Annotated in this window: 12 protein-coding genes; 7 read left to right on the top strand and 5 right to left on the bottom strand. The window is 48.3% G+C overall.

The features are described 5' to 3' along the window. Window positions 1-189: 189 nt before the first annotated feature. Both AC6I1F_RS05850 and AC6I1F_RS05845 read right to left on the bottom strand, forming a co-directional pair. Window positions 190-525, bottom strand: a complete 336-nt coding sequence (locus tag AC6I1F_RS05850) for a cytochrome c3 family protein (protein ID WP_251450496.1) — start codon at window positions 523-525, stop codon at window positions 190-192. Between the two features lie 10 nt (window positions 526-535). Then, on the bottom strand, window positions 536-1990 hold the full coding sequence (locus AC6I1F_RS05845) for an FAD-dependent oxidoreductase (RefSeq protein ID WP_251450494.1): 1455 nt from the start codon (window positions 1988-1990) through the stop codon (window positions 536-538). Window positions 1991-2151: 161 nt separating this feature from the next. On the opposite strand from AC6I1F_RS05845, the gene AC6I1F_RS05840 reads away from it, so the two are divergent. The 3 genes from AC6I1F_RS05840 (at window position 2152) to AC6I1F_RS05830 (ending at window position 5336) form a co-directional block, all read left to right on the top strand. Continuing rightward, window positions 2152-3996 carry a sensor histidine kinase gene (locus AC6I1F_RS05840; protein ID WP_289163268.1) on the top strand — a complete coding sequence of 615 codons (1845 nt, stop codon included), beginning with the start codon at window positions 2152-2154 and terminating at the stop codon, window positions 3994-3996. Beyond that, on the top strand, window positions 3986-4612 hold the full coding sequence (locus AC6I1F_RS05835) for a response regulator transcription factor (RefSeq protein ID WP_251450490.1): 627 nt from the start codon (window positions 3986-3988) through the stop codon (window positions 4610-4612). Before AC6I1F_RS05840 ends, AC6I1F_RS05835 begins: the two co-directional genes overlap by 11 nt. Before the next feature lie 346 nt (window positions 4613-4958). Continuing rightward, window positions 4959-5336, top strand: coding sequence for a hypothetical protein (locus tag AC6I1F_RS05830; RefSeq protein WP_251450488.1), 378 nt, complete (start codon window positions 4959-4961; stop codon window positions 5334-5336). Window positions 5337-5440: 104 nt separating this feature from the next. On the opposite strand, the gene AC6I1F_RS05825 is transcribed toward AC6I1F_RS05830, so the two are convergent. Next, entirely contained in the window at window positions 5441-6460 is a 1020-nt protein-coding gene (locus AC6I1F_RS05825; protein ID WP_160334480.1) for a helix-turn-helix transcriptional regulator, read from the bottom strand. Window positions 6461-7007: 547 nt separating this feature from the next. Here AC6I1F_RS05825 and AC6I1F_RS05820 point away from each other — a divergent pair. From AC6I1F_RS05820 to AC6I1F_RS05805, 4 genes are all read left to right on the top strand, one after another. Beyond that, window positions 7008-7781 (top strand): Sir2 family NAD-dependent protein deacetylase, encoded by a 774-nt coding sequence (locus AC6I1F_RS05820; protein WP_497801650.1) that lies wholly within the window; start codon window positions 7008-7010, stop codon window positions 7779-7781. A gap of 202 nt (window positions 7782-7983) precedes the next feature. Beyond that, window positions 7984-8478, top strand: coding sequence for a C40 family peptidase (locus AC6I1F_RS05815; RefSeq protein WP_289077951.1), 495 nt, complete (start codon window positions 7984-7986; stop codon window positions 8476-8478). 59 nt (window positions 8479-8537) lie between these two features. After that, window positions 8538-10196, top strand: a complete 1659-nt coding sequence (gene ilvD / locus AC6I1F_RS05810) for a dihydroxy-acid dehydratase (RefSeq protein ID WP_497801649.1) — start codon at window positions 8538-8540, stop codon at window positions 10194-10196. Window positions 10197-10252: 56 nt separating this feature from the next. Then, window positions 10253-11071, top strand: coding sequence for a nitroreductase family protein (locus AC6I1F_RS05805; RefSeq protein WP_251450481.1), 819 nt, complete (start codon window positions 10253-10255; stop codon window positions 11069-11071). 130 nt (window positions 11072-11201) lie between these two features. On the opposite strand, the gene AC6I1F_RS05800 is transcribed toward AC6I1F_RS05805, so the two are convergent. Both AC6I1F_RS05800 and serS read right to left on the bottom strand, forming a co-directional pair. Then, complete coding sequence (locus AC6I1F_RS05800; protein ID WP_289163260.1) at window positions 11202-12206, bottom strand: asparaginase; 1005 nt, start codon at window positions 12204-12206, stop codon at window positions 11202-11204. A 70-nt stretch (window positions 12207-12276) separates the two neighbouring features. Continuing rightward, complete coding sequence (serS, locus tag AC6I1F_RS05795; RefSeq protein WP_160334474.1) at window positions 12277-13578, bottom strand: serine--tRNA ligase; 1302 nt, start codon at window positions 13576-13578, stop codon at window positions 12277-12279. Window positions 13579-13618 lie beyond the last annotated feature (40 nt).

The following is a 13618-nucleotide window of genomic DNA, read 5'->3' as shown; positions in this document are numbered from 1 at the left end:
CAAATACTTCGGATAAGCAATTTTTTTCAGACTAACGCTTCTCTCTATTATGAATGCTTCTCTCTATTATTAATATTAGGACAGTCTCGATGAACTCAAGCTACTGAAACTCATTCAGTTAAACCCTATTCAACCGGAATGAGAAACGGACCGGCATTAAGACCGATCCGTTCTTTGCGCTAACGTTTATTAAGGCATTCGAAGATCAAATTTATGGCACTGGTCGCAGGAAGTCACGGACGGAGAATGTCCTTTATGACACGTCGAGCAGTCACGATCACCAAAGTGGTTATAGTGCGGATTCGGATTAACCTTCTCAGTCCGTTTAGCCAAAGCCATATAGCTGCCGTGACACGCCAGACATTGTTCCTTACGGACTGTTGCCTGATCCGCACCCTGTTTATGGCATGAGATACATTGAACATTCAGTTTTGCATGACGATCCGCAATAAATCCGGCTATCTCCGCTGCGGAGGAACTGAGGGCGACAAGTGCGCAGGCAAGCGCGATAAGAATCTTATACATTATTTTCTCCTTAATTATTCTTAGCCATATGCTGAGCGGCGATTCGTCCGAATACTGTGGCACCGCCAAGCTGTGAGCCGCCAATGTAATTGCCGTAAAAAAGGCCGCCGGCAGCGTTTCCAACGGCATACAGTCCTCTAATCGGGACGTTTTCTGTATTGAGAACCTGAGCCTTACGATTAATCTTTGGTCCGCCGAATGTAGCTGTAATACCGCCTTGGAACGGAAATGCATAAAAAGGTGCTTTATCCAGAGGCTTAGCGGCTGGAAGTGAGCACGGAGGATTCATTTCTTTCAGTTTGCCCGATTTAACCGCAGCATTAAATTCATTGATAAGCGCCGTGAACTGCTTCTGATCTGCACCCATCTTCTGCACCAATTCTTCAACAGTATCGGCAACCAAAACTTTAGTTTTCATATCAATGAATTTTTTCGCAGCCTTTGCGGATAGTTCCCAATGGCTGTCAATGACGTGATAAGCCAGATTTTCCGGTGTTAATTGAGCTGTAGCGAACGATTTCTGTGTATAGGTGAAAACCTCATCCATAAAACGCTTACCGCGGACATCCACGTCGATTCCCAGACCGGCATCAATAACAAAGTTAGGATTCGCATGAGTTTCCTCAACGATCGGACCGCAATGGAACTGGTCCATATGGACAAACTGTGCTCCGAGCGGACGTGTCAGTTCAATATTTTCACCCATGGTATAAGGTGAGCCTCTAAGCGCAAGTCTCGAGAGCGGACCGCCCATATAGCGGCACAGCAGTTCACGATTTGCTGAGAAGCCGCCGGTCGCAATAACCACTCCTCTCGTGCCAAAGAATTCTTTGACGCCATCGTCCGTTACGCATTTCACTCCAACCACTCTGAACTTATTATCGTTTAAGAGTTCAATTGCCTTAGTATTGAACAAAATTGGAATGTTTCGTTGTTCGCATGCGCTGATCAGATACCGGACCAACCGCCCGCCGCCTGTCAGTCCCTGTCCGTCCACATTGTGCATGCGATAGCCGATCGGCCAGGGCTTTCTTTTAATTTTGCTGAATTTGACTCCAATATGATTCTTCAGCCACTCAAGGTCCGGACCAATATTTTTGACATAGGCATCAACAAGTTCCGGGTCGGCTCTTCCTTCGGAAACTGCCATCATATCTTTGCGAAATTCTTCTTCTGTTTCCTCGTGTCCCTCCGCCTTTTGCTGAGCCGTACCCCAAGCCGCAATACCACCTGAAGCATAAAGAGAATTACCGGCCGCGTAATCCATCTTCTCCAAAACAACGGGTTTAAGCCCAAGATCATAAGCTTCAATAGCTGTAACCAAACCTCCGGTTCCTGCTCCCAAAATCACCACATCAAAAGCGTTACCGGAAACTTTTTTTCCCTGTGCATAAGAAGCGGGAACCATGGCGGAAGCGCCAAAGCAACCGATAAGACCTTTCATCCATGAACGTCTGCTAAGCATGTTTTCTCCTTAGTTAACTTGTTATTGAATGAGGAAATTTTCTTCAGATCAATGCCTAGGCATCGTGACATTTATCAAATAAACCTCAGATTCAGGTCAATACGAATTCTGTCTCCCAACCGTGCCCTATAGAATCAAAGAAAAACGAACACAACCAACTCATGAATCCAAAATATTTGATCAAAATTGCTGTTCTGGCTTGTTTCGGCCTTTGGTCCGCCGCCTATGCCTACGAGCCGCCAAAAATTGGTGACGTACTGCATGCTCCCGAATCTTCCCAAGCCGACGATGACAGACGAGTAGTAACGATGCTGATTACTCAGTTTGCCTATCCGAATATCAACTATCCCATTCTTGAGTCCACTGTTGAAACACTCAAAAAACTCTTCGGACCAAATCACTTTAAAGTCAGCGTCTATTCAGGTGAAACTTCGGATATTGGAAAACCTGATCTAGTTCTAAGCTCTGCCGGCACCTATGCCCGAATGAAGATGAATGGAGCCCGGGACCTTGCAAGCGTTGTGTCCTCGCTCGCTCCGGATCCCAATCGTGCAGAAGGCAGTGTTTTTATCGCATTAAAAAGCAGAACTGACTTAAGAGATATACCTGATCTTAAAAATAAAATCGCCGCAATGACCGGCCCGAATGCATTCTCCGGAAGCAATATTGCATTAGGTGAACTGCATAAACGCGGTTACAATCCCGACCGCTTCTTCTCTCGTCATGTTACTTCGGATTACGATATGCAGAGCATCTTGGAGATTCTGAGGGAAAGAAAAGCTGACGTCGGAGTTGTGCGAACCTGCTTTTTGGAAGAACTGCAGAATATGGGGCGTGACGTGAGCGATTTCAAGGTCATCGGTCAGAGAGCATCTGACAGACATTTAAAGTGCGCGACCTCCACGGACTTATATCCGAACTGGACAATCTTCGCGACGCCAAATCTATCATCAGAAGACGCGCGCAAAGTCGAACTTGCCCTGCTTTCCATGCCGCCCGGTCAAAATAACCTTCATTGGGGAATTGTCTCCGACTTCGCTTCCACTGATCAGCTCTACAAAGATCTTCGGCTCGGTCACTATAAATATTTACGAGAATGGACTTGGGAGAGAATTAAACGGGAATACGGAACCTATATCCTTATTTTTATTCTTTCTGTTATTGCGCTGCTCATTCATTCTGTAAGAACCACTTATTTAGTGGATAAAAGAACCAATCAGTTAAGAACAGCTCTTCAGCGCCAGAAAGAAACTCTGCAGAAAGCGCAGAAAGCGCAGTTAAAGATTCAGACACTGCAGAAAGCAGGAGCCGTCGGCCAGATCTCTTCGATTGTCGCTCATGAATTAAGACAGCCGCTTGCAACGATCATGAATTACTCGCACGGACTGCAGAGACTTTTAGAACAAAATGCCTCCTCTGATGTCATCAGCGACGTCATTTCAAAGGTTCAGGGGCAAGCGGAAAAAGCCGAACGTATCGTCTCCAAAGTCCGAGCTTACGCTAAAGGTTCCGGACAAAAACGTAAGATTTTGAATTTAGGAAAATTGGTTACTCAGTCTGTTTCGCTCATACAAGAGTCCGGAATTTCTAAAAACCCTATCCTTCTGAACTGCAGCGCAAAACACGAGATATTAATATACGGAGATCCGGTAGAAATCGAACTGTGCGTCGTTAACCTCATTAAAAACGCACTGGAAGCCTCTCCACCTCAGAGTCCGGTTCGAGTTAGCATTAACATTGCAGCTCCGGAACAGAACTCATTAGAACCTTACGCTGAATTTATCGTTCGGGACGAAGGAGCCAAGCTCACACAAGAGGAGTTCGCCAAAATCACTGAACCGCTTCAGTCCAAGAAGATCGAAGGCCTCGGACTTGGACTTGCGATTGTTCAGCTGATTATTTCAAACCACAAAGGAAGTCTAATGTTCAAACAGCTTCCGGAAAAAGGAATTGAAGCCATCATGCGTCTACCTCTTGTTGCAAAGGAAAGTCAAAATGTCGCCTAAAACACCGCTTATCAGGGTTATAGATGATGATCTCGACCTGTTGAACTCTGTTGAATTTCTTCTCAAATGCGAAGGCTATGAGGTTGCGGCTTACACCGATGCTCAGGAGTTTCTTCGCGCCGACTCTCCAAGCCGCCCAGGATGTCTGGTACTTGATGAGCAAATGCCGATCATGACCGGACAGGAACTTCAAAGTGAATTAAACGCCAGAAAAAGCGTACTTCCTATTATTTTTCTGACCGCGCATGGGGATATAGATATGGCGGTGCAAACAATGATTCGCGGAGCAGTTGACTTCCAGCAAAAACCGATCAAACCCGAGAAATTTTTAATCTCGGTCGCCCGGGCGGTCCAGATTGATTTGGACAGACGAGGCGGAGCATCCGACTTAAAGGACGAAATCATCATGTACGAAAAGCTCACAGAGCGGGAAGAACAAATCTGCCGACTCGTCGCCGACGGTCTTATCAACAAAGAAATCGGAGAACGCTTAGGAATATCCAAAAGAACCGTTGATCACGTACGGGCATCCGCCGTTAACAAACTGCAAGGGAAGTCTGCAGCCCAACTCGCCGCCTTCTTTAGAAGAATAGACAGTGTTAAATCAGATAACTAATCCCGCAGCAAAAGCAGCCGAATACTTACCTGCATCTAAAGCCCTCCTGATGCCCGACTCATCAGCAGGATTCTCACGCTTTCCATGCCCGTAGGACATCCTGTCTGACGAATTCATTTTGCGCAGAAATAATCACCATTTCGACATGAAAACTAGTACGTTTCGCGCCAAATTTTATTAGGCATTACCCGCCCATTTCTATTTTAAGATTGACAATCGCATCAAAACCCTCTAAAAACACATTGCGATTTCGCAAAAACGATAAAACTGAGGGTGTCGCAATAAGTTACTCCCTTGGCTTTATATAAAACCTATAACAAACCTTTTTGTTTTGAAGGAGTAAACAATGCCTAATGTAGTTGGCAACATCAAAGCTAGTGTACCGCCCGAACAGCAGAACAGAACGCTCAACCCCGGTGACGTTTCCTTCCTCGGCTTTGAGAGAAAAGACAATGTGTTCTACGTTACATTCGCTTGGTGCGATATGCTCGGCGGAAGACACGAACACACATTCCTGCGCGGCGATATCTTCGCTAACTTCCACACCGTACTTAAGGTCTTCACCGACGGCGGACTGCCGATCGATACTCACAAGCTCGACGATTTCCATACTCGTCTCTGCCAGCTCTCCACTGTCTTAGTTCAGGAAAACAAACCTGAAGAAAAGAAAGAAGAGAAAAAAGAAGACAAAAAGGAAGAGAAGAAAGAAGCTGCTAAGAAGTAATCTTTCTTCGGTACTTTTTTACGGCTGCGCTGCAGCCGTTTCTCCCAAAATTCCCGCTCCCGGTTTAAAAAACGAAGCGGGAATTTTATTTTGACCTTCCGAATTTATCGCGGTCTGCTTAGTCCGATAATCTCCGGCACATCTCCCTCTATCGGCTGCTTGTCCGATCTTCTGATGCCGGCCTTTTCTTTCCACATGGCAACCCATCCGTCCAAAAGCATCGAATCCTGAATGTCAACTTCCAGGTGCCAAATCCCATCCTCTCCCTTTTCCAATATCTGAGAAGTATTGAACGGCGTTTCTGTCAAATTCCTTGCCGTCTGATCGCTTTCAAACTCTAAAATCCAATGGATCCATGCTCCGTTGCTGAAATTGAAATGCCGGTCGTTCACGTAGCCCTGCAGATCAAAATCCTTCGGGCGAACAGCCGGGAAGTCCGTCACTTCCGCTCGTTTGAATCGGTGCAGCGCTAAATGCACCTCATTATCAAAGTGTTCAAAGCGGCATATCAGATACAGGCGCGAGTCCTGCTGCACCAAGCCCAAAGGCGCTACCGCCGCTTTCGTGGTTTTGCCTTCATTGTTGGTGTATTCGACGCGAAGCATCTTTTCTTCATAAAGCGCTTCTGAAACCGAATCAAATATTCTCGGCAAAATCTTTGGCGGTATCTGAGAAATAGAAGAAGAAACTACACAGACTTTCTTGAGCCAGTTACGCTCCTTCGCATTGCGCCCCTTCTCGTTCAGCTCTTTTTCCGCGGCATCAAATAGAAAATCCAAAGACTTGAGAACAGCACCCGGCATCTGATAGCGCATATGTTCCTGAGCAAGCCTCAGCAGCAGACATTCATTAGGTCTGAGATTGATTGAATCAAACTGAGAACAAGTGCGTTCGCGGCGATATCCGTAAGCACTGTCACGGGTATCACGAATAATTCCGTATTTACCGCTGTCCGCCATCTGCTTTAAATAGCGCTGAGTCGACCTCAGGCTGATTTCAATGCCTGCTTCCGAGAGCGATCTTACAATCTCGTCCGCTGAGACATAGCGGTTGCTGACGGGAATCCTTGCGAGAATTTCTAAAATGATATCCGCTTCGGAACTGCGGTTATATTTACGGCCCATTGCTCTCTCTCACATTGTCTGTAGGATGTTTTGAATCTTACTACAAGGGAAACTTCTCTCTTTTCCATGCGTCATTCTTTTGCGCTTAAAGGCAGAGTTCTTTACCTTTCGGTCAATTTTCCGCGCGACAAAATTTTTCGTACTATCGTTTAAATTGACATTGTCGGCTTTTATCATTCGGAGACAAAATGACTGGGTTTGCAGTAAATCTCAGTAATTATTTTCGCGCTTGCACGCTAGATCTGCATTTCATCAGGTCCGGTGCTGACGGCGAGGCTTCGAATGGGAAAATTTCTGAGTACTGTAAGGAAGAAGGAACTCATACAGAAATGTTGAATTTTCTTCCTATATGTATAAGTCCGACGTCTCTGCCGTCCCCGGCCTTCCGACACAATCCGCGCACAGATCACATAAGCTGATAACACTGCAGAGAGATTGAATTCTTTTGGAAGGCACAGCGGGAACTCGGATTCCAATGCCCTCTTTAAAAGAAAAACGCAGAGGAATCAACATATTCCAACAATTATTAAAACAATTAGGGACAAAAATGAACATCGATTTTGGCCGCTTGATCATCAATGATTCCAGACCATTAGTCTTTATCCTTTCCGGAGCCGGTCTTTCAGCAGAGAGCGGCATACCGACATTCCGAGGCAAAGACGGTTTATGGAAAAACTGGTATCCGTCGGAAATTGCCTCAGACACAGCTTTGAAGGAACGCCCGGAAGACGTATTTGAGTTTTACAACTTCCGAATCGGAAAGGCCGTCGACTGTCTGCCGAACGCCGCTCATACTTCAATTGCACAATTTCAGCAGGCGGTTAAAGACTACTGTGACGTCGTACACGTCACGCAAAACGTAGACAATCTTAACGAACTCGCTGGTTCTCCCTCAGTCTTCCATCTGCACGGAGATTTCCAGTCCTCGCTTTGCAGTCAGTGTAAAAACACCTTTCCAAGGCTCAGTCTTTATAAGAAAAATAATGTCTGTCCGGTCTGCGGCGCCTCTGGCTACTCGGTCAGACCGAATGTAGTTCTCTTCGGCGAAATGCCGTATGGCTTGGATTGGATCACGAGTTACCTGAAAAAAGCCTGCGTGTTTATGTCCGTCGGCACCTCCGGGGCCGTTTATCCTGCAGCCAATTTCGTTCTGGATACTGAAGCCGCGATTCGTATTAATTTCGATATCGAAACCGGAAAACGAAGAAATGCCAGCTTTACGCATGAAATTACCGGTCCTTGCTCGCAAACGCTTCCGCCCGTTCTTGGAGCACTTAAAGAAGAACTGAGTTCTCGTTTTAAAGAACAGAAAAATAAATAGACACTAGAAAGCGCAACTCTCCTAGCTGGCAGCACGCACATTGCCCAAGACTCTTTCAATGAGTGTCTTGGGCATTTTGCATGCCGCAGATAAAAAGTTCTCAATCGTAAGACAAACTACCCGATTTTTTACTTCAGAATCCTCTAAGCAGCATTGCGCTAAACTGTAATGCATTCCAATAACCTCTATCCTCCTGAAGTAAATGGACAGCGTGTGCAATCGTAAACTCAGCAGAAGAACAACACTTTCGCTTCTTTCTATGCTCGCACTCAGCGGCTGTTCCATGTTCAGCTCAAGCCGCTATAAATATGATCCGGTCAGCTATAACAGCTCGCTCGGCTCTCGCGTCCTAAAAACGGCGATGACCCAGTACGGCGTCAAGTACGCCTACGGAAAATCCTCTCCCTCCGACGGCTTTGACTGCTCCGGCCTGATTTATTGGGCTTACAGCCGACACGGTATAACCGTTCCGCGCAACACGTCCGGTCAGTCTAAGGCAGGAAAATGGACCGCCGCGCGAAACACTCGCCAGGGCGATATTGTCGTCTTTAGAGTCGGAAAATCTCTGCACACCGGTTTGGTTGCTGATAAGGGAAGGTTTCTGCACGCGCCCTCAAGCGGAGGATATGTCCGTATGGAATATCTGAACAGCGCTTATTGGAAAGGCAAAATCATCGGCTATCGACGTATTGTCTAAACCGAAGAAGATACAATGAAAGAATCGTTCAACAGGATAACGAAAACAAGGTAATTAATATGAGAAGTGACAAAATCAAAAAAGGCTCTCAAGCCGCACCTCACCGCTCCCTGCTTTACGCACTCGGCCTGACCGACGAAGAACTGGAAAAACCTCTGATCGGTATCGTCAGCTCTAAAAACGATATCGTCCCCGGACACATGAACCTCGATAAGGTCGTCGACGCTGTCAAACAGGGCGTCGCGCTTGCCGGCGGTGTTCCGATCGTGTTCCCTGCTATCGCTGTCTGCGACGGCATCGCTATGGGACACGAAGGCATGAAATACTCTCTCGTCAGTCGTGAACTGATCGCTGACAGCACCGAAGCCATGGCGATTGCCCACGCTTTTGACGCGCTCGTGATGGTTCCGAACTGCGATAAAAACGTCCCGGGCCTTCTGATGGCTGCGGCCCGACTGAATATCCCGACTATTTTTGTCTCCGGCGGCGCAATGAGCGCCGGCGTCATCGGCAAGAAGAAACTTTCGCTCGTCTCCGCTTTTGAAGGCGTCGGCGCATACAAGGCCGGCAAGATCAGCGAAGAAAAACTTCATGAAATTGAACAGAAATGTTGCCCTTCCTGCGGCTCCTGCTCCGGCATGTTTACCGCCAATTCCATGAACTGCCTTACAGAAGTTCTGGGTATGGGACTTCCGGGCAACGGCACAATTCCTGCCGTTCAGAGCGCCCGTATCCGCCTTGCGAAACAGGCGGGCATGCAGGTTATGGAACTGCTGAAGAAAGACATCAAGCCGCTTGACATCATGACCTATGATGCCTTCATTAACGCGATGACTATGGACATGGCGCTCGGCTGCTCCACCAACTCGATGCTGCACCTGCCCGCAATCGCGCATGAATGCGGCTTCAAGCTTGACATGCATCTGGCAAACGAAATCTCGGAGCGCACACCGAACCTTTGCCACCTGTCTCCTGCAGGCCCCCACTTTATCGAAGAACTGAATGAAGTCGGCGGCATCCCGGCAGTGATGAAGGAAGTTGCTAAGAAAGGTCTTATCAATACCAACCTGTTGACCGTAACGGGCAAAACCATTGCGGAAAACATCAAAGACGCGGAAAACAAAGATCCGGAAATTATTCGTCCGATCGACAATCCCTACAGCGAAACCGGCGGTATTGCCGCACTCTTCGGCAATCTCGCTCCGGACGGCTCCGTCGTAAAACGTTCCGCCGTCGCGCCTGAAATGCTCGTGCACAAAGGTCCGGCCCGCGTCTTTGACAGTGAGGAAGACGCGATCGCCGCAATCTGGGGCGGCCAGATTAAAGACGGCGATGTTGTGGTAATTCGCTACGAAGGTCCGAAGGGCGGTCCCGGCATGCGTGAAATGCTTTCTCCGACATCGGCCATCATGGGCGCGGGACTCGGCTCCACAGTCGCTTTAATTACCGACGGCCGCTTCTCCGGAGCCAGCCGCGGCGCCGCGATCGGACACGTTTCTCCGGAAGCCGCGATTGGCGGCCCCATCGCGCTTCTCGAAGAAGGCGACATTATTTCCATCAATATTCCAGAACATAAACTGGAAGTTGAGCTTTCCGACGAGGTTCTTGAGGAGAGAAGAAAGAATTGGAAGCCGCGTGAGCCGAGAATCACCACAGGATATCTGGCTAGATACGCCAAACTGGTGAGCTCCGGCACCTCCGGCGCTGTCCTGAGTTAATCCTTCAACTTACAAAGCCGATTTAACGCCGGCTTTGTTTTTACTCACACCACACTATGTCTAATTTTATTCTTGACGAGACACGATGCACCGGCTGCGGCACCTGCACTTTTGTTTGTCCTAAGTCGCTTCTGGTCCTGGAAAACGGAAGACCGGTCATGCCGGAAGAAATAGCGCATAAGTGCAACAGCTGCGGACAATGCACCGCTTATTGCCCGGAAGACGCATGCCGACAGGCGCTTGATGCGGGCGAAACACTTCCTAGGGCGCCGAGAGCGGATGCTTCAACCTCCGCTAAAATGGATCTCTTCCTCAAAGCAAGACGCTCATACAGAATGTTTACCGCCCGTCCTGTTCCAAGAACCGTGACGGAAGGCATTCTTGATGCGGCTAACTATGCGCCCACGGGCGGCAACAACAGAAAGATCCGCTGGATTTTGACGGATTCTATCTTTAAGACCCGTATGCTGCGGGACATGATTACCGATTGGATGGACACCGAATGCAGAGTGCATCCGGTACTTTCAAAGCGCTACGACATTGACTCGATTATCGCCAGACAGCGCAAAGGCAGAGACATTATTCTTCGCGGAGCGCCCTGCACCGCCTTTACCGTCGGACCTAAAAATATTGTTTGGGGCGGCGTGGATTCCGGAATCGCGATGACGTACTTCAATATGGCCGCTGAAGCCCGCGATATCGGCTGCTGTTTTGCCGGATACGCCGCTAACGCCGCAAAGTATTCTCCAAAAATCCGCGAATTCTTAGGAATTGGCGAAGACGAGGATTGTTACTGCGCCATAGTGTTCGGCTACAAGACCATCCATGCTCAGCGGATCCCAGCGAGACCGCCTATTAACTGCAGTTTTGTTTAAAACGTTTCAAGAGGGCTGAATATTCAGTCCTCTTGCTCTATGCTCACCTGCCCGCAGTTCAATCAGAATCTCACTCTTTAAACTGAACCAAACGACTCAGCCTTGAGCATTCGCTAGCAGGGTTTTGAGATTAATAACGGTTAAAGGCTTCAATAATTTCTTCTCTGCCAAGGCCGGAAGCCAGACAGAGCTGAAGCAGAATTCTTGCTTTCTGAGGATTCAGAGTGCCGCCATTAATCATGCCGGCCTCACTCCACTCGGGAGCGGAATCCACCACGGCGCCGCTTCCGGCTCTCGAAGAACGGATGACAATAACACCCTTTTCGATGGCTTCGCGCAGCCCCTTCAGTGCGTTGATATGAACGGAGCCGTTGCCCATGCCGGCATAAACAATACCTTTGGCGCCGGTGGCGGCCGAAGCTTCAATCAGTCGTGAATCTTCATTGGCATGCGCATAAATAATATCCGTCAGAGGCAGATCAGAGCCGTTTAAAAGCGCGGAAGTAAACTGAGTCTGAGTGGTATGCGGTTTTACGGAAGCTTTATAAAAATCGACGACTCCGCCTGTCACAAAACCCAGCGCTCCAAGTCTCGGAGAAGCAAACGTCGAGCAGTTTGTCGTATTGGTTTTTGTCACATCGCGTGCGCCGTGAATCTCATCATTGAGCACAACTAACACACCCTTGCCGACCGATTTTTCTGAGCAGGCAGTGCGCACCGCGTTCAGAAGATTCATCGGACCGTCAGCGGAAATCGAGGTTGCAGGTCGCATGGAGCCTACAATCACAATCGGCTTATCAGACTTCAGAATGAGATTTAAAAGGAAAGCGGTTTCTTCGAGCGTATCGGTTCCGTGTGTAATGACAACACCGTCAATCTCGGGATCTGCAAGCTGCTTTTCGGTTTCGCGGACCAGCTTGGTCCAAATATGATCCGTCATATCTTCCGAACCGATATTAGCGACCTGAACCGCTGTGATCTCCGCGACATCAGAAAGTCCCGGTACAGAATCCAAAATATCCTGAACTGACGCGCTGCCGGGTTTATAACCCACCGTCTGGGAGGCGGAAGAAGCTTTGCCGGCGATTGTGCCGCCGGTTGCCAAAATTGCGATACGAGGGAGTGCTGCGGACATTTTTTTCTCTCAGTAAAAATAAAGCGCTGAACTCTTGAAAGGAATTTCAGCGCTTTGTTAATCAGATTAATTATTTAGCAGTAACCGGCGTCAGCTTTTCAAGGCCGCCCATGTAAGGACGAAGCACTTCAGGAACAGTAACTGTACCGTCGGCGTTCTGATAGTTTTCAAGAACCGCGACGAGTGTTCTGCCGACCGCAAGACCGGAGCCGTTCAGCGTGTGAACGTATTCAGTCTTGCCCTGAGCATTCTTAAAGCGAGTCTGCATACGGCGAGCCTGGAAAGCTTCGCAGTTGGAGACCGAGCTGATTTCGCGGTAGGTGTTCTGAGCAGGCAGCCAAACTTCAAGGTCATAAGTCTTGGCAGAACCAAAGCCCATATCACCTGTGCAGAGTGTGATCACGCGATACGGCAGGCCGAGCTTCTGCAGAATGCCTTCGGCGCAGACAACCATTTCTTCAAGATGCTTGTAGCTGTCTTCGGGCTTAACGATACGCACCATTTCGACTTTCTCGAACTGATGCTGACGGATCATACCGCGCGTATCTTTGCCGTAAGAGCCGGCTTCAGAACGGAAGCAGGGAGTCTGAGCAGTAATCTTGATCGGAAGATCGCTTTCTTTAAGCATCTGACCGCGAACGGAGTTGGTCAGAGTCACTTCGGAGGTCGGGATCAGATAGAAAATTTCGCCCTCGCCTTCCTGACCGCCTTTCTTAGCGGCAAAAAGGTCTTCTTCAAACTTCGGCAGCTGGCCTGTGCCGATCAGTGTTTCCTGATTGGCGATATAAGGCGTATAGCATTCTGTATAGCCGTTTTCTGTTGTGTGCGTATCAAGCATGAACTGAGCGAGCGCACGATGCAGACGGGCAACCTGACCCTTCATGAAAACGAAGCGAGTACCGGCAAGCTTGGCGCCGACATCAAAGTCCATACCTAAAGGCGCACCGACGTCCACATGATCTTTGATTTCAAAATCAAATTCTCTCGGAGTGCCCCAGCGGCGAACTTCAACGTTTTCAGTTTCGTCTTTGCCGACGGGAACAGAAGGATCGGGCAAATTCGGGATCGTTAAGAGAAGATCGGTCAGAGCTTTTTTCACGTCAGCGGTACGTTTTTCGAGTTCGCCAAGACGGGAGGCGATATCAGCGCCCTGCTTCATCAATTCGGCAGCATCTTCACCGGCTTTTTTAGCAGCGCCAATCTTTTTAGCGACCTGATTGCGCATTGACTGAAGTTCTTCTGTTTCAGTCTGAATCGCTTTACGTTCGGTTTCCAGAGCTTCGTACTGTTCTGTCGGGAATTTGAACTTACGAGTTGCCAGACGTTCAACAACTTCCGGCAGATTTTTTCTTAAAAGGTTCTGATCAAGCATTTAATTTCTCTTACTTAATTTTTTCAAAGCGAATTTCTTG

The organism is Parasutterella sp. St.1A3 (assembly GCF_059728705.1).
The sequence above is the reverse complement of the archived record's forward strand: the minus strand, read 5'-3'. Positions and strand labels throughout refer to the sequence as shown.